At 76.8% G+C, this 16,093-nt stretch carries 17 protein-coding genes and 1 tRNA gene; 7 read left to right on the plus strand and 11 right to left on the minus strand.

Annotated elements, in window-relative coordinates; all coding sequences use genetic code 11:
- Positions 1 to 62: 62 nt before the first annotated feature.
- The 4 genes from msrA (at position 63) to ACRYM0_RS07535 (ending at position 3,987) form a co-directional block, all read left to right on the plus strand.
- Positions 63 to 704, plus strand: a complete 642-nt coding sequence (msrA, locus tag ACRYM0_RS07520; RefSeq protein ID WP_432503668.1) for a peptide-methionine (S)-S-oxide reductase MsrA — start codon at positions 63 to 65, stop codon at positions 702 to 704.
- Positions 705 to 920: 216 nt separating this feature from the next.
- Positions 921 to 1,679 (plus strand): sigma factor-like helix-turn-helix DNA-binding protein, encoded by a 759-nt coding sequence (locus tag ACRYM0_RS07525; RefSeq protein ID WP_432503636.1) that lies wholly within the window; start codon positions 921 to 923, stop codon positions 1,677 to 1,679.
- A complete protein-coding gene (locus ACRYM0_RS07530) occupies positions 1,676 to 2,911 on the plus strand; it encodes an ATP-binding protein (RefSeq protein WP_432503639.1) in 1,236 nt (411 codons plus the stop codon). The genes ACRYM0_RS07525 and ACRYM0_RS07530 overlap by 4 nt, the downstream gene beginning before the upstream one ends.
- Positions 2,908 to 3,987, plus strand: a complete 1,080-nt coding sequence (locus ACRYM0_RS07535; RefSeq protein ID WP_432503641.1) for a hypothetical protein — start codon at positions 2,908 to 2,910, stop codon at positions 3,985 to 3,987. The genes ACRYM0_RS07530 and ACRYM0_RS07535 overlap by 4 nt, the downstream gene beginning before the upstream one ends.
- A gap of 63 nt (positions 3,988 to 4,050) precedes the next feature.
- Here ACRYM0_RS07535 and ACRYM0_RS07540 read toward each other — a convergent pair whose 3' ends face one another.
- Together ACRYM0_RS07540 and ACRYM0_RS07545 are read right to left on the minus strand one after the other, a co-directional pair.
- On the minus strand, positions 4,051 to 5,208 hold the full coding sequence (locus tag ACRYM0_RS07540) for a dihydrodipicolinate synthase family protein (RefSeq protein ID WP_432503670.1): 1,158 nt from the start codon (positions 5,206 to 5,208) through the stop codon (positions 4,051 to 4,053).
- 65 nt (positions 5,209 to 5,273) lie between these two features.
- On the minus strand, positions 5,274 to 6,428 hold the full coding sequence (locus ACRYM0_RS07545; protein ID WP_432503643.1) for a Gfo/Idh/MocA family protein: 1,155 nt from the start codon (positions 6,426 to 6,428) through the stop codon (positions 5,274 to 5,276).
- Positions 6,429 to 6,752: 324 nt separating this feature from the next.
- Between ACRYM0_RS07545 and ACRYM0_RS07550 the strand changes: the two genes are divergently transcribed.
- The 3 genes from ACRYM0_RS07550 to ACRYM0_RS07560 are packed head-to-tail and all read left to right on the plus strand — an operon-like array spanning position 6,753 to position 9,757.
- Positions 6,753 to 7,793 carry an efflux RND transporter periplasmic adaptor subunit gene (locus tag ACRYM0_RS07550; RefSeq protein ID WP_432503645.1) on the plus strand — a complete coding sequence of 347 codons (1,041 nt, stop codon included), beginning with the start codon at positions 6,753 to 6,755 and terminating at the stop codon, positions 7,791 to 7,793.
- A gap of 3 nt (positions 7,794 to 7,796) precedes the next feature.
- The gene (locus ACRYM0_RS07555; RefSeq protein ID WP_432503646.1) at positions 7,797 to 8,525 is read left to right on the plus strand and encodes an ABC transporter ATP-binding protein; all 729 of its coding nucleotides are present in this window, start codon (positions 7,797 to 7,799) and stop codon (positions 8,523 to 8,525) included.
- Positions 8,525 to 9,757, plus strand: coding sequence for an ABC transporter permease (locus ACRYM0_RS07560; RefSeq protein ID WP_432503672.1), 1,233 nt, complete (start codon positions 8,525 to 8,527; stop codon positions 9,755 to 9,757). Before ACRYM0_RS07555 ends, ACRYM0_RS07560 begins: the two co-directional genes overlap by 1 nt.
- 16 nt (positions 9,758 to 9,773) lie before the next feature.
- On the opposite strand, the gene ACRYM0_RS07565 is transcribed toward ACRYM0_RS07560, so the two are convergent.
- The 9 genes from ACRYM0_RS07565 to ACRYM0_RS07605 form a co-directional block, all read right to left on the minus strand.
- Positions 9,774 to 11,138: a cystathionine beta-synthase gene (locus ACRYM0_RS07565; protein WP_432503648.1), complete on the minus strand. Its 1,365-nt coding sequence runs from the start codon at positions 11,136 to 11,138 to the stop codon at positions 9,774 to 9,776.
- 47 nt (positions 11,139 to 11,185) lie between these two features.
- Positions 11,186 to 11,497, minus strand: coding sequence for a hypothetical protein (locus tag ACRYM0_RS07570; RefSeq protein WP_432503650.1), 312 nt, complete (start codon positions 11,495 to 11,497; stop codon positions 11,186 to 11,188).
- Between the two features lie 47 nt (positions 11,498 to 11,544).
- A complete protein-coding gene (locus ACRYM0_RS07575; protein WP_432503652.1) occupies positions 11,545 to 12,351 on the minus strand; it encodes a Bax inhibitor-1/YccA family protein in 807 nt (268 codons plus the stop codon).
- Positions 12,352 to 12,444: 93 nt separating this feature from the next.
- Positions 12,445 to 12,528 (minus strand) — tRNA-Leu (locus ACRYM0_RS07580).
- A gap of 35 nt (positions 12,529 to 12,563) precedes the next feature.
- Positions 12,564 to 13,424 carry a uracil-DNA glycosylase gene (locus ACRYM0_RS07585; protein WP_432503654.1) on the minus strand — a complete coding sequence of 287 codons (861 nt, stop codon included), beginning with the start codon at positions 13,422 to 13,424 and terminating at the stop codon, positions 12,564 to 12,566.
- A gap of 14 nt (positions 13,425 to 13,438) precedes the next feature.
- Entirely contained in the window at positions 13,439 to 13,882 is a 444-nt protein-coding gene (locus tag ACRYM0_RS07590) for an SRPBCC family protein (protein ID WP_432503656.1), read from the minus strand.
- Between the two features lie 72 nt (positions 13,883 to 13,954).
- Positions 13,955 to 14,926, minus strand: a complete 972-nt coding sequence (locus ACRYM0_RS07595) for a Ppx/GppA phosphatase family protein (RefSeq protein ID WP_432503658.1) — start codon at positions 14,924 to 14,926, stop codon at positions 13,955 to 13,957.
- Positions 14,923 to 15,486, minus strand: coding sequence for a DUF501 domain-containing protein (locus ACRYM0_RS07600; RefSeq protein WP_432503660.1), 564 nt, complete (start codon positions 15,484 to 15,486; stop codon positions 14,923 to 14,925). The genes ACRYM0_RS07595 and ACRYM0_RS07600 overlap by 4 nt, the downstream gene beginning before the upstream one ends.
- 15 nt (positions 15,487 to 15,501) lie before the next feature.
- The coding region (locus tag ACRYM0_RS07605) for an FtsB family cell division protein (RefSeq protein ID WP_432503661.1) at positions 15,502 to 16,093 on the minus strand (592 nt) is incomplete at its 5' end.

Consider the following 16,093-nt stretch of genomic DNA (forward strand, 5'->3'; position numbering starts at 1 on the left):
TTGGACGGAGCACCACGAGGGAGGAGCTGGTCTTGCTGTTCGGCAACCCGTACAAGACGCGCATGGTGACCCGCGAGGAGGCGCTGCCCGGTTCGTCGGCCCGGCGCTTCGAGGTCCCGTCCACCCACGCCGTGCTCGGCACGCCCCTGGAGGGCCCCTGGCCCGAGGGCACCGAGGTGATCTCCTTCGCGATGGGCTGCTTCTGGGGCGCGGAGCGCATCTTCTGGCGCCAGCCGGGCGTGGTGACCACGGCCGCGGGTTACCAGGGCGGCTTCACCGAGAACCCGACGTACGAGGAGTCGGTGACGGGCCGCACCGGCCACGCCGAGACGGTCCTGGTCGCCTACGACCCGTCGGTGACCGGTCCGGAGCAGCTGCTGAAGGTGTTCTGGGAGAACCACGACCCGACGCAGGGGTTCCGGCAGGGCAACGACCGCGGCACGGAGTACCGCTCGGCGGTGTACACCACGACCGCCGCGCAGCTCGACGCCGCGCGGCGCACCCGCGAGACGTTCCAGCGCGAGCTGACCGACCACGGCCACGGGGAGATCACCACGGAGATCCGCCCGGCGGCCGAGGCGGGGCCGTTCTGGTACGCCGAGGAGCACCACCAGCAGTACCTGCAGAAGGTCCCGAACGGGTACTGCAACCACGGCCCGAACGGGCTGACCTGCCAGATCGGGCTGGTCGGCACCGCGGAGTGAGCGCCCGGTGAACGGCACGGGGGTGGTGCCGCGCTCTCGCGGCACCACCCCCGGTGCGTTCGCGGCCCTCGGGACCGCGACGCCCCCGTCCCCCCGGCGGGGCGCGCCCGGGGATCGTCCCAGAACGCGCAGCCGCCGGGGAGGGCCCTGGAACCCCCCTTTGGGGGGCGCAGCGCGCTGCGCTGGCTAGGCTCCGCCGTGAAGGAGGTCACCCGAGTGGATCACGACCCCGCGCACGGCGCCCCGGAGCCGTCCCGCGAGCAGGCGCTGCGCGTCGCCGCGGTGGACGACCACCCCGCGCTGCTGACGGGCCTGCGCGTGGAGCTGGCCGGGCACGGCGTGCACCTCGTCGCCACCGCCCCGACCGTGCCGGACCTGCTGCGCGCTCTGGGCACCGCCGGTGAGGCCCCCCCGGCGGTCGTCCTGCTGGACCTGCGCCTCGGGGACGGCTCGCGCCCGGGCGGCAACGTCGCGGCGCTGGTGGGTGCGGGCTGCCGGGTCCTGGTCTACACCGAGGGCCGCCAGCACGCCGAGGCGTCCGAGGCGCTGCACACCGGCGCGCAGGGCGTGCTGCTGAAGGACCGCCCGGTGGCCGCGCTGGCCGCCGCGCTGCGGTCCGTCGCCGACGGCGAGACGCTGCCGTCCGCGGAGACCGCCGCGGCCCTGCAGGTCGACGCCGACCTCGCCGGGCACCTGTCCCCGCAGGAGCGCCGCGTCCTGGAGCTGTACGCCGGGGGGATGCCGGCGCGCTCGGTGGCGCTGCGGCTGGGGGTGACGCTGGAGACGGCGAAGAGCTACCTCAAGCGCATCCGGGCGAAGTACGCCGCCCTGGACCGTCCCGCCTACACCCGCATGGAGCTGTACCGCCGGGCCGTGGAGGACGGTGTGCTCACGCCCCTGGGCGCCCCGGCGGCGCCCCGCACGCCGCCGGGCGACCGGCCGGCCGACGCGGGCGGTCCGCCGCCGGGCCGGTGACGACGCGCAGCGCCCACCGCCTCGTCGCCCTGGTGCTGGCGCTGGCGGTGCTGTCGCTGGTGCCGACGGTGGTCTCCGGCAGCGCCGCGCACGGCCCGCGGCCGCCCCTGGCGTGGACGGTGCCGGTCGTGACCGCCTACGGGGTGCTCCTGGTGCTGCTGCTGGCGCAGGCCGCGCACGGCCGGCCGCGCCCGTGGCTGCCGTGGGCGCTGGTCGTCGCCGGCGACCTGGCGCTGGTGACGTGGGTGCTCGCAGCGCCCGGCCGGGCCGAGCAGGCGCCGTGGGTGCTGTCGCTGTCGCCGCTGACGGTGGGGGCGGGTGCGGTGGCCACCGGGCTGGGCGCCGCGGCGGGGCTCGGCCTGCTCCACGTGGGGCTGCGCGCCCTGGTGCAGGCCAGCGGGGCGTGGGTGGTGCCGCCGACCGCTTTCGTGCTGGACGCGCTGCTGGTGCTCGTGGTGGTCCCGGCGGCGTGGGTGGCGGTGGCGGCGGTCCGCTCCTCGGGGGCCCGGGTGGAGCGGGCGCGGGCGCGCGCGGAGGAGGCCGCGGGGCGCGAGGCCGCCGCGCGCGCCGAGGAGCTGGAGAACGCGCGCTGGGACGCCATCGTGCACGACGACGTCCTGGCCGCCCTGACGACGACGGCGCAGGCGCAGGACGCCGCCGGGCGAGCGGAAGCGCGCCGCGCCGCCCGCGCGGCCCTGGCTCGCGTGGAGGGCGAGCACGGGCCCGGCGCCGCACCGCCGGCGGTGCTGCCGGTGGGGCGGGTCTGGGACGCGGTGGCCGGTGCGGCGCTGGCGCTGCACCCGGGCGCCGTGCTGGACGCCCCCGTGCCGGCGGGCGAGCGGGACGGCGGCGCCGGGGTGGACCCGGACGCGGCCGAGGCCCTGCTCACCGCGGCCACCGAACTGGTGCGCAACGCCGTGCGGCACGGCGGGGCGGGGACCGCGCCGGCGGTGCGGCTGCGGGGGCGCCTGTGCACCGGTGCGGCCGGTGAGCGGCTGCTGGTGGAGGTGCGCGACGCGGGCCGGGGGTTCCGGGCCGGCGCGCCGGGCGCCTGGCGGCTGGGGCTGGCGGTGTCGGTGGGCGAACGGGTGCGGGCCGTCGGCGGGGACGTGCGCCTGCGGTCCTGGCCGGGCACCGGCACCTGCGTGCTGCTGGCGGTGCCGGTGACCGCACCGCCGGCGCCACCGCCGGCCCCGTCGGCGCGCGGCGCGCGGCGCGGGACCGCCCGGTGAAGGGGGTGCAGCGCGCCTGCGCCGTGGGGGCCGGGCTGTGGCTGCTCTCGCACGCCCCGCTGCCGGCGCTGCTGTCGGTGCGGGTGCACGAGCGCCCCGCGCTGTCCCTGCTGGCGGTCGCCGTGGTCCTCGGGGTGTCCGCCGCGCTGCTGCGCCCGCTGCTGGGCGGGCCGACGCGGCTGCGCGCCGGGCCGGCGTGGGCGGCTGCGGCCGTGGCGCCGCTGTCCGGCCTGGCGGTCATGCCGTGGCTGCCGGTGGAGGCGTGGCGCACGTACGCGAACTGGTGGCCCGGCGCCACGCAGGTCCTGGTGGTCGCCCTGGTGGTGCGCCGGCGCCGGCCGGCGGCGCTGGTCGCGGAGCTGGCCTCGGCGACCGTCGTCGCCGCGTCCGTGCTGCGTGCCGGGGTGCCGGACCCCTGGGCGTGGATCGCCGCGCTGGAGCAGCCGGCGCTGCTGTGGTTCAGCGCGGCCCTGGGGGTGCGGGTGCTGTTCGACCGCACCGCCCGCGAGGTCGAGCGCTACGAGGCGGCGGCCGCCCGGTCCGCGGCGGCCGAGGCCGCGGCGGCCGCCCGGGCCGGCAGCGCGGCGCAGCGCCGGGCGGACCTGGACCTGGGGGCCCTGCCGCTGCTGCGCCGGGTCGCAGCCGCCGACCCCGCCGACGACGCCGGGTGGGCGCAGCTGCCGCGGGCGGCGGTGGGCCTGGAGCGCGGGTTGCGCGACGACCTGCGCGCCCGGGCGCTGCTGGACGAGGAGGTCCGGGCGCGGCTGCGCGCGGCCCGGGCCCGCGGGTGCGCGGTGGACGTGGTCGACGACCGCGCGGTGCGCGGTGGGGACGAGGAGTTCCTGGCGGGGGTTCGCCGGGCGCTGGCGACGGTGCTGCCCGCGTGCACCGACGGCACCGTCACGCTGCGCCTGCCGCCGGACGGGCGGTCGGCCACCCTGGCGGTCGAGGCGGAACCGGCGACCACCGCCGCCGTGGCGTGGGCGCTGGGGGCCCGCCTGCCGGCGGACCTGGCCCTCGACGTGGACGTCGACGCGGTCGGCGGGTCGCTGTGGGCGGAGCTGCGCGGACGCTGACCGGCCCGCCACCCGTGGGGTGGCGGGCCGGTGGCCGTCCGGGGCCGGGGACCCGGCCGGTGCTCAGGCGTCGAAGCCGTGCACGGCCAGGTAGCCGCGCAGCCGGCGCGCGGCCAGTTCGGGGTCGGCCAGCACCCCGGCCTCGTCGGCCAGTCGGAACGTCTCCGCCTGGTGCACCGCGCTGCGGGCGGAGTGCAGCCCGCCGACCATGGCGTACCCGTCCTGGCGCCCGTCGAGCCAGTTGAGGAACGCGATGCCCGCCTTGTAGTACGGCGTGGGTGCGCCGAACACGTGCCGGGCCAGGGGCAGCGTGGGGTCCAGCGCCGCGTGGAACCCCGCGGTGTCGTCGGCGTCCAGCCGGGCCAGCGCGGCGGCGGCGGCCGGGGCGATGCCGGCGAAGATGCCGAGCAGCGCGTCGGAGCGGTGCTCACCGTCGCCCGCGATGAGCTCGGGGTAGTTGAAGTCGTCGCCCGTGTACAGGCGCACCCCGGCCGGCAGGCGGCGGCGCAGTTCGCGCTCGTGCCCGGCGTCCAGCAGCGAGACCTTCACCCCGTCGACCCGGTCCGCGTGGGCGTGGACGAGCTCGACGAACGCGTCGGTGGCCGCGGCGACGTCGCGCGAGCCCCAGTAGCCGGCCAGCGCGGGGTCGAACACCTCCCCCAGCCAGTGCAGCACCGCGGGACGCTGCACCTGCGCCAGCAACCGCCCGTACACGGCGGCGTAGTCCTCGGCGCTGCGGGCGCTGGCGGCCAGGTGCCGGCTGGCCATGAGGATGACCTGGGCGCCGGCGTCCTCGACGACGGCGATCTGCTCCTCGTAGGCGGCGACGACGTCCGCGACCGGGTGCACGCCGGGGGCGAGCTGGTCGGTGCCGGCACCGGCGGCGATGCGCCCGCCGACGGCCGCGGCCTCGGACGCGCTGCGGCGCACCAGCTCCGCCGTGGCGGCCCAGTCCAGGCCCATGCCGCGCTGGGCGGTGTCCATGGCCTCGGCCACGCCCAGGCCCAGGCTCCACAGGCGGTGCCGGAAAGCCAGGGTCGCCTCCCAGTCCAGGTCCGCCGGCGCGCCGGGCACGGTCTCGGAGCCGGTGCGCGGCACGACGTGGGCGGCGGCGAACGCGATCCGGCTGGTGGCCGGGCCGCCGGGGACCTCCCACGCGACGGGCTCGTGCACGGCGTGCTCGACGACCTCGACCCCGCCGCCGGGGCTGCGCCGCGGCAGCCGCAGGACGGTGCCGGTGCGGCGGCGTCCCGCGGCGGTGGCCGGGCGGGCCTCGGCGGGGGCGCTCACAGGGCCAGCTCCGCCAGTTCGATGCGCCGGCCCTGCGCGGAGGAGGCCAGGCCGGCCTCGGCCAGGCGCACGCCGCGAGCGCCGGAGGCGAAGTCGTAGGGGTGCGGGGCGTCCTCGACGACGTGGCGCACGAACTGCTCCCACTGCACCTTGAACCCGTTGTCGAACCCGCCGGGCTCGTTGTCGGGCACCTCGAGCCAGTCGTCGCGGTAGCGGTGCTGCTCGGGCAGGTCGGGGTTCCACACCGCGCGCGGGGTGGCGCTGCGTGGCTGGACGCGGCAGCCGAACAGGCCGGCGACGGCGCTGCCGGCGGTGCCGTCGACCTGGAACTCGACGAGCTCGTCGCGGTCCACGCGCACGGCCCAGGAGGAGTTCAGCTGGGCGATGATCCCGCCCTCCAGCTCGAAGATGGCGTAGGCGGCGTCGTCGGCGGTGGCCTTGTACGCCTCGCCCTTCTCGTCGTGGCGCACGGGCACGTGGGTGACGGCGCGGGCGGTGACGGCCTCGACCGGGGCGATGACCTGCTCCAGGACGTAGTTCCAGTGGCAGAACATGTCGGCGACGATGCCGCCGCCGTCCTCGGCGCGGTAGTTCCAGCTGGGGCGCTGGGCGGGCTGCCAGTCGCCCTCGAAGACCCAGTAGCCGAACTCGCCGCGCACGGAGAGGATCTCCCCGAAGAAGCCGGAGTCGACCAGGCGCTTGAGCTTGCGCAGGCCGGGCAGGAACAGCTTGTCGTGCACGACGCCGTTCTTGACGCCGGCGGCGGTGGCGGCCTCCGCCAGGCGCACGGCGGCCTCGACGCTCTCGGCGGTGGGCTTCTCGGTGTAGACGTGCCGGCCGGCGGCGACGGCCGCGAGGATCGAGCGCTCGCGCACCGCGGTGAGCTGCGCGTCGAAGTAGACCGGGTAGTCGTCGTCGGCCAGCGCGTCCTCGAGGCTGGTCGTCCAGCGCTCCAGGCCGTGGCGCTGCGCGATGTCGCGCAGCTTGCTCTCGTTGCGTCCCACGAGCAGCGGCTCGAGCTGCACGCGGCTGCCGTCGGAGAGCTCAACCCCTCCCTGCTCGCGGATCGCCAGGACCGAGCGCACCAGGTGCTGTCGGTAGCCCATGCGTCCCGTGACGCCGTTCATCACCACTCCGAGGCGCTGCGTCATCGCTGCTCCTCCTCCTCACCGGGTCGCGCCCCTGCTCGGGGCGTGCGTGGAAAGCGCTTGCCTGAGGCTAGGCCCCCGAACCGCCCCCGTGCAAGGACCTGCGGCGGACGCAGCCGTGGTGAACACCACGTCCTTGAGCCCTGGACCACCCCGGAACCTCCACACGACGGCAGCGCGACGTTCCCGCGAAGGCGCACAGCCCGCGCACCGGCGCTGCTAGGTTCGCCGCACTCGCTAGCCGTTCGGGGGATCGGCGGCACGGTTCTCGACGTTCTCCTTCGACGCACCACGCAGCACCCCCCAGGACCATCCGGAGGTGGGCGCGTGGGCGTCTTCCGCACGATCGTCTTCCCCGCCCTGCGCCTGGTGGTGTGGGCGGCCATCGCCGTCGCCCTGCTGTGGCTGGCGTTCGGCCGCGGCGCGGCCGCCGAGCGGGAGGCCGCCGCCAGCCCCTCCGCGGTCCTGGAACCCGCCACGGCACCGGTCGTGCGCGGCGACGTGGTCAACACCGTCTCCCTCACCGGGACCATCGCCGCCGACCCCTCCACCACCGTGAAGTCCACCGCCGCCGGCGAGGTCGGCAGGGTGCGCGCCGAGGTCGGCCAGGCCGTGCAGAAGGGCACCGCGCTGTTCACCGTGCTCGTGCCCGTGGAGGAGACCGCCGCGGCCCCCGCGGCGGACGACCCCGCCGCGGCGCCCGCCGCACCGGCCGCTCCCCGCACCCGGACGGTCACCGTGACCGCCCCCGGGCCCGGCACCCTGGCCACGCTCGACGTCCTGCCCCAGCAGCAGGTCACCGTCGGGCAGGAGGTCGCCACCGTCTCCCCCGGCACCCTGAGCGTCTCGGCACCGCTGACCCAGGAGCAGCAGTTCCGACTGCTCGCCCCGCCCACGACCGCTCAGGTCACCGTCCCCGGCGGCCCCGGCACCTTCGAGTGCACGGACCTGCGCACCGGCACCCCCGAGGCGGCCACCGCCGCGCCCGACCCCACCGGCGGCTACGTCGACCCCTACGCCGACCCGGCGCAGTCCACCACCGGCGCCACCGTCTCCTGCCGCGTGCCCGACGGCGTGCAGGTCTTCTCCGGGCTCTCCGCCACCGTCGACGTCACCGCCGGTTCGGCCACCGGGGTGCTGCTGGTCCCGGTCACCGCCGTGCGCGGGCGCGTCGGCACCGGCACCGTCTGGGTCACCGACGAGACCGGCGCGCAGACCGAGACCGAGGTGACCCTCGGCCTCACCGACGGCACGAACGTCGAGGTCACCGGCGGGCTGGAGGAGGGCGCGCAGGTCCTGCAGTTCACCCCCGGCGGCGACCAGGTCACCGACCCCTACGCCGCCGGCGGGATGTACGGGGGGTACTGAGCGATGACCGCCACGCTGTCCCTGCACCAGGTCAGCCGATCCGTCGCCCTGCCCGACGGCAGCACCCTGCGCATCCTCACCGGCGTCGACCTGGAGATCGCCGCCGGCGAGCACGTCGCCGTCGTCGGCCGCTCCGGCTCGGGCAAGTCGACGCTGCTCAACATCGTCGGCCTGCTCGACGCACCCACCTCGGGGACGTACCTGCTGGACGGGCGGCCCGTGGACGGGCTGTCCGCCCGCCGCACCGCGCGCCTGCGCGGCGAGACGTTCGGGTTCGTGTTCCAGCAGTTCAACCTGCTGCCCGGGCGCACCGCCACCGAGAACGTCGCCTCCCCGCTGCTGTACGCCTCCGGCCGGGAGTTCCTCGCCCGCAAGCGCACCGCCCGCGCCATGCTGGAGCGGGTCGGGCTGGGCGGGCGGCTGGACACCATGCCGGAGAAGCTCTCCGGCGGCGAGCAGCAGCGCGTCGCCCTGGCCCGCAGCTTGGTGCGCCGCCCGCGGGTGCTGCTGGCCGACGAGCCCACCGGCGCCCTGGACGTCGACACCGGCTCGGCCGTCATGGACGTCCTGGAGGAGCTCGTGCGCGACGAGGGCACCACCCTGGTCACCATCACCCACGACCTGTCGGTGGCCGCCCGCGCCGACCGGCAGTTCCGCCTCGACCACGGCGTGCTCAGCGAGATCACCCGCGACGCGCTCGTCGCCGCCACCGCGCACCGGGAGACGGTGTGATGGGCCGCTGGCTGCTGGGACCGGTGGCCGCGGTCACCGAGGCGTGGGGCGAGGTGCGCGTGCACCGCACCCGCGTGGTGCTCTCCCTCGTCGGGGTGTTCCTCGCCGTGTTCGCGATGACCACCATCACCGCGGCCGGGAACATGGGGCGGCAGATGATGCTGGAGAGCAGCGAACGGTCCTCGGGCCGCGCCGCGACGCTCCAGGTCTCCGCCTACCCGATGGGCCCGAGCACGGCGCAGAGCGCGGAGCAGGCGCAGCTGGCGCTGCGGCAGGCCGCCGAGCGGCACGAGGTCACCTGGTGGGGTTTCGTCTCGCAGGGCTCGGGGCAGCTGACGGTGCGCTTCCCCTCCGGCGCGCAGCTCGTCCCCTTCTCGGCGGTCGACCCCAGCTACGGCACCATGCACCGGGCCCTGCCGGACGAGGGCCGCTTCCTCGACGCCGGGGACGACGCGGCGTACTCACCCCGCCTGGTCGTCAACGGGGCGTTCGCGGAGCTGCTCGGCGGTTTCGACGAGCGGACGCCCCCGACGGTCGCCCTGGGCGGCGACCGGCCGGTGACCGCCACCGTCGTGGGCGTCATGGAGGTGCCCTACTCCGACCCGGAGGCGCCCGCCGCGTACGTGCTGAACTCCGCCGCGCAGGCGTGGGGCCTGGCCGACCCCGCGATGAGCGGGCCGCCCGCCCTGGAGCTGTGGGTGCCCGACGCGGACGCGGAGGCCCTCGCGGCCGTGCTGCAGTCCGAGGTGCAGGCGAGCCTGCCGGGGTACTCCGTGGGCGCCTACCGCTCCGACGCGGGTGAGGCGCTCGGCGTCGTCGACCTCGTCCTGGCGTACGGCGTGCGCGGGGTGGGCGTCTTCGCCCTCGTCCTCGGCGGCATCGGCGTGCTCAACGTCGGCCTGGTCACCGTGCGCCAGCGCATCCGGGAGATCGGCGTGCGCCGCAGCTTCGGCGCCACCGGCGGCCGGGTGTTCTTCGCGGTGCTGCTGGAGAGCGTGGCGGCCACCTTCGTCGCCGGCGTGCTGGCGGTGGGGGCCTCGGTGCTGCTGGTGTCGAACTTCCCGCTGGAAGCGGTCCTGCCGGTGGGGACGGCGCTGCAGGACGTCCCGCCCTTCCCCGTGTCCGCCGCCGTGGAGGGCCTGCTGGCCGCCACGGCGGTCGGGGCGCTGGCAGGGATCGTGCCGGCCACGATGGCGGTGCGGGCGAAGGTCATCGACGCCATCCGCTACTGAACGTCCGGGGACCGCCTCAGTGGCGGGTGGCCAGGTACGCCAGCAGGTCCTGGCGGGTGATGACGCCGGCCGGCTTGCCGTCCTCGACGACCACGGCGGCGTCGGCGCGGGCGAGGACCTCGCGGGCCTCCTCCACCGACTGCCCCGCCCCCACCAGCGGCAGCGCCGGGCCCAGGTGCGAGGACACGGCGTCGGACATCTTCGCCGTGCCGTTGAACAGCCGGTCCAGCAGGTCCCGCTCGGTGACCGCCCCGGCGATCTCCCCGGCCATGACGGGCGGCTCGGCACCCACCACGGGCAACTGGGAGACGCCGAACTCGCGCATGATCTCGATGACGTCGTGCACCGTCTCGCTGGGGTGGGTGTGCACCAGCGCCGGCAGCCCGGCCGACTTGGCCCGCAGGACGTCGCCGGCGGTGCCGTCCTCGGAGGAGTCGAGGAAGCCGTAGGAGGCCATCCAGTCGTCGTTGAAGATCTTGCCGAGGTAGCCGCGGCCGCCGTCGGGCAGCAGCACGACCACCACGTCGTCGGGCCCGAGGTCCTTGGCCGCGCGCAGGGCCGCCACGACCGCCATGCCGCACGAGCCGCCCACCAGCAGGCCCTCCTCGCGCGCCAGGCGGCGCGTCATCTGGAAGGAGTCCGCGTCGGAGACGGCGATGATCTCGTCGGGGACCGAGGGGTCGTAGGCGGTGGGCCAGAAGTCCTCCCCCACGCCCTCCACGAGGTACGGGCGCCCGGTGCCGCCGGAGTACACCGAGCCCTCCGGGTCGGCGCCGATCACCCGCACCGGGCCCTGCTCCTTGAGGTAGCGGCCGGTGCCGCTGATGGTGCCGCCGGTGCCCACACCCGCCACGAAGTGGGTGACGCGCCCGTCGGTGTCCGCCCAGATCTCCGGGCCGGTGGTCTCGTAGTGGCTGCGCGGGCCGTTGAGGTTGGCGTACTGGTTGGGCTTCCAGGCGCCCTCGATCTCGCGCACCAGGCGGTCGGAGACGGAGTAGTACGACTGCGGGTCCTCCGGCGGCACCGCCGTGGGGCAGACCACGACCTCCGCGCCGTACGCCCGCAGGACGTTGCGCTTGTCGGCGCCGACCTTGTCGGGGCAGACGAACACGCACTGGTAGCCGCGCTGCTGGGCGACCAGGGCCAGGCCCACGCCGGTGTTGCCGCTGGTGGGCTCCACGATGGTGCCGCCCGGCTTCAGCGCCCCCTCGGCCTCGGCGGCGTCCACCATGCGGGTGGCGACGCGGTCCTTCACCGAGCCGCCGGGGTTGAGGTACTCCACCTTCGCCAGGACGGTGCAGGCGAGGCCCTCGGTGACGCGGTTGAGCTTGACGAGCGGTGTCCCGCCCACGAGGTCGACGACGGACTCGGCGTAGCGCATGGCGCCATTCTCGCCCACCGCTGCGGCCCACCGCCCCGCCCCCGGGCTCACAGCCCGCGGCGCAGCTCCAGGACGGCCTCCAGCGCGGCGGCGAGCACCGGCGGGTCGCCGTGGGCGAGGACGTCGGCACCGGTGACGGCGAGCTGGTCGCCCAGCCCGTGCAGCGCCAGGTGGGGCAGCTCGCGCCGGGGGCGCCCCTCGGCGTCGGCCGCCAGGTCGGCCAGGACCTGCGCGGTGCGGCGCACGAGCTGGGCACGGGTGGACCCGGCACCCTGGCGGGGGCGGTCCAGCTGCGACAGGGGCGTGGCCCGCACCCGGTCGGCCTGCAGGGCCAGGACGCGCGAGAGCTCGGCGCGCACGGCCCCGGGGGCCGGCGCGCCGAGCTCGTCGGGCGTGCGGTGCGCGTTCAGTCGTCGCCGCGCAGGATCGCGATGAGGCGCAGGATCTCCAGGTACAGCCACACCAGGGTGACGACCAGGCCGAAGGCCGCGCGCCAGGACTCGTTGACGGGCAGGCCGTTGCGCACGCCCTGCTCGACGTAGTCGAAGTCCAGCACCAGGAACAGCGAGGCCAGCACGACGCCGAAGCCGCTGACGAGGATCGGCAGCAGCCCCCCGCCGGAGTAGACGCTCGTGCCGCCGAAGACGGCGAAGCCGAGGTTGACCAGGGCGAAGACGAGGTAGCCCAGGCCCGCGATGGTCAGGACCTTGGTGAACCTCGGGCTGTTGCGGATGATGCCCGTCTTGTAGGCGAGCAACATCGCCGCGAAGGCGCCCAGGGTGCCGAGCACGGCCTGCCCGACGATGCCGTCGTAGAAGGTGGAGTACGCGTGGGAGATGGCCCCCACGAACACGCCCTCGACGGCCGCGTAGGCGAACATCACGCCGGGGCGGACCTTCTTGGACAGCTGCGCCCACATCGCCAGCACGAACCCGACGAGCGCGGCGCCGATGGCCAGGCCCAGCCCGACGTTCGCGAACCAGGCGCCCGCAGCGCCCAGCGCGAGGACACCACCGAGCATCGCGGTGCGTACCACGACGTCGTCCAGAGTCATCCGGCGCGACTGCACCGGGGTGGCGGACGGCTTGCGGTACCAGTCCTCCAGCGTGCTCGCCGAGGCGTCCGCGGGCGCGGTGCCGGCCGGGCCGAAGGTGGCGTACCCACCGTTCTTGAACTCGTTGCTCCGGGCGAAGACCGGGTTCTTGCTCTGCATGGCTCCCTCCTGGGGGCGAGTCGTTGCCGGTTCAACGCACCGCCGGGCACGGGCGTTCCCGGCGCTCCCGGCACGACCGGGAGCGCCGCGCGGTACCCGGGACGGGACTCGAACCCGCACGCCGCGAACGGCCCGGGGGTTTAAGCCCCGTGCGCCTGCCAGTTACGCCACCCGGGCGGGGACGACGGAAGCAGGGTAGCCACCGGGCCGGCTCACCCCGCGCTCAGCGTCGCCACCCGGGCCACCACGGCGTCCAGCATGGCCGCGGTGAGCCGTCCGGTGGAGGTGTTCTGCTGGCTGACGTGGTAGCTGCCCACCAGGCGGACGGTGCCGGCCGGTGAGCCCAGCTCCGCCTCGGCGCCGTGCCCGAAGCGCGGCTGCGGGCGCGGCACCTCCCACCCCGCGCGGCGGGCAGCCCCCAGGGCCGCCGACCAGGCGAAGCCCCCCAGGACCAGGACCACCCGCACGTGCCCGGCGAGCGCGGCCAGCTCCGCGTCCAGCCAGCCCGCGCAGGTGTCCCGCTCGCCGGGCGTGGGCTTGTTGTCCGGGGGTGCGCAGCGCACGGGCGCCACGATGCGGGTGCCGAACAGCTCCAGGCCGTCGGCGGCGTGCACGGACGTGGGCTGCGAGGCCAGCCCGGCGCGGTGCAGCGCGGCGATGATCCAGTCGCCGGAGCGGTCGCCGGTGAACATGCGCCCGGTGCGGTTGCCGCCGTGGGCGGCGGGCGCCAGGCCCACCACGAGGGCCCGCGGCTCGTCCACGCCCAGGCTGGGCACCGGCCGCCCCCAGTACGGCTCGTCGCGGTACGCGCGGCGCCGGGTGCGGGCCACCTCCTCGCGCCAGCCCACCAGGCGCGGGCAGGCCCGGCACACGCACGAGCGGGCCACCACCTCCCGCGCCCCGCCCGCCGCGGCGGCCAGGTCGCGCACCTGGGCGGCGTCGTGCGCGACCGGCGTGCCGGGGGCGGAGGGGTCGCCCGGCCAGCCGGTGCCCGGGGGCACCGGTGAGGCGAACGGCGCACCGGTGGCCGGGTGCGGCAGGTCCACCGCACCGGCCCGGGCGGCTGCCGGCACGTCGGCCGACACGGTCAGCGGGCGACGTCGACGGCGAGGTTGTCCAGCAGCTCGCCGTAGATGCGGTCCAGCCCGCGGGGGGCGAAGGTGCGCTCGAAGAAGCCGCCGATGCCGCCGGCCCCCTGCCACTGGTGCGTGACCACGACCTCGGCGGCGTCCGGCCCGTCGGCCTCCACCCGCCAGGTCGTCACCAGCGAGGAGTTGCGGTCCTTCTCCACCAGCCCGTGCTTGTCGGTGGCGCTGACGTCGGCCAGCACGTCGCGCACCCGCTTCTTCGTGGCGTGCAGCTTCCAGCGCACCTGCGTGCCCGGCCCGTGGCCGCCGGAGAGCACCTCGTAGTCGCTGAACTGCCCGGGCAGCAGGCGCGGGCGCGTGCCGGTGTAGTCGGCGAGGGCGGCCAGGACCTGATCGGCGGGGGCGTCGATGCGCCGGGTGGTCGTCGCGCTGACGGTGCTCATCGCCTCAGCCTGCCAGCGCCGGTGCACCCGCCGCACGGCGAGCCGGCGGCGGCGGCCGGTGCGTGCGGTCCGTCACACCCCGGGCCCGCCCGCGCCCACCCCCGCGGCGGACAGGGCGGCGCCGTCCAGGAGGTCGTGCTCGCTGGTGACGACCTCCGCCACCCCCGCCACCTCGGCCAGGTGCTCCAGCACCGTGCGCCACACCAGCGCCCCGGCGGCGATGACGTCGACGCGGCCGGGGTGCAGGAACGGCATCGCGGCGCGCTCGGCGCGCGGGGCGCCGAGCAGGCGCTCGCACGCGGCCAGGACCTCGGCGAGCGGCAGCCGGGCGCCGTGCAGCACGCCGGGCTCGTAGGCGCTCAGGCCCAGCGCCGCGGCCGTGATCGTCGTGGTGGTGCCGGCGACGCCCACGAGGGTGCGGGTACGCGCCAGCGGCACCACCCGCTCGACGTCCCGCAGGGCCGCGACCACGTCGGCGCGGGCGGCCGCCACCTCCCGGGCGGTGGGCGGGTCCGAGCGCAGGTGGCGCTCGGTCAGCCGCACGGATCCGACGTCCACCGACAGCGCCGCCAGCGGCTCGCCCTCGCCGAGGACGAACTCCGTGGAGCCCCCGCCCAGGTCGACGACGAGGAAGGGCGCCCGCCCCGCGCCGGGGAGCTCACCGGTGGCGCCGGCGAAGCTCAGCCGCGCCTCCTCGTCCCCGCTGACCACCTCCGGGTCGACGCCCAGGCGCGCGCGCACGCCCGCCGCGAACTCCTCGCGGTTGGAGACGTCGCGGGAGGCGGAGGTGGCGACGAAGCGCACCGCGCCGGGCGCGACGCCGTGCCGGCGGCAGGCGTCGGCGACCTCGTCCACGGCTGCGAAGGTGCGGGCGAGCGCCTCGGGGGCGAAGGCGCCCGTGGCGTCCACGCCCTGCCCCAGCCGCACGACGCGCATCGTGCGCTCGACGTCGCGCAGGGTCCCGGCGGCGGTGTCGACGTCGGCGACGAGCAGGCGCAGGGAGTTCGTGCCGCAGTCGACGGCCGCGACGCGCTGGACGCTCACGCGTCCCCGGCCGCGCTCGGGCTCGCGCCCCCGCCGTCGAGGTGCCCGTGCGGGCAGGTGGCCGGCCAGCCGCCGAGGGCCCGCAGGCGCTCGAGGGTCTCGTCGCCGAAGGGGTTGACGCCGGGGCCGGCGGCGAGCGCGTGCCCGGCGAGAGCGTGCAGGCACTTCACGCGGGTGGGCATGCCACCCGCCGAGACGCCGGCGATCTCGGGCACGTCGGAGTCGCCGAGCGCGGCGCGGCGGCGCAGGTAGTCCTCGTGGGCGGCGGCGTGGGCGGCGGCCAGCTCCGCGTCGGCGGCGAGCCGCTCGCTCATCTCCCGCATCAGGCCGGAGGCCTCCAGGGTGCTGATCGCGGACGCCGCGAAGGGGTCGACGAGGTAGTAGGTGGTGGGGAACGGCGTGCCGTCGGGCAGTCGCGGGGCGGTCTCGACGACCTCGGGCCGCCCGCAGGAGCAGCGGTGGGCGATGCCGACGACCCCGCGCGGCACCCTCCCCAGCAGCTGGGCGATGCCCTGCAGGTCCGCCTCGGTCGCGGGCTCGTGCGGGGTGGGGCTGCTCATCGTCCTGTTCCGGGGTCAGTGGTCGGTGGTCGGTGCGTCCGCGAGGCCCGGGGTGGTGGCGTCCGCGGCGCCGGGGGTGCTCGCCACGCGCAGCGACTCCCAGATGTTCTCGTACCAGGCGACCGAGGACTGCGCCACGGCGGCGGCCGCCTCGGCCGGGGCCACCGCGTCGGCGCCCTCGCCGCCGGCGACCAGGTACGGGGTCTCACCGGGCAGCACGTACTGCAGGCGGCTGCGCGCCTGCGTCACGACGTAGGCGTCGTCCTCCCAGCGCGCCACCTGCTCCTGCGCCGCGGCGAGGTCCTCGCGCTGCTGGCTGATGCTCGCCTCCAGGCGACCGATCTCCGAGCGCTGCTCCAGCCACTTCTGCCAGCTGGGCAGCAGGAACACGGCCAGCACCAGCACGAGCGCGCTGAGCACCAGGACGCGGGGGCCGCGGGTGCGGCGGCGGTCGGCGGCCGTGGTGGTGGCGCTGCTGCGGCCGCGGGCCGCGGCCGCCGGACGGCTGGAGGGGCGGGCCGCCGCCGGGCGCTGGGCCCGGGCCGCGCTCACCCTGGCCGAACCGGACACGCCCCGCGCGGCCGTCGTCGTGGGCCGCGGCGAGCGC

This window comes from Kineococcus arenarius subsp. arenarius (genome assembly GCF_050871845.1).
GTDB lineage: Bacteria > Actinomycetota > Actinomycetes > Actinomycetales > Kineococcaceae > Kineococcus.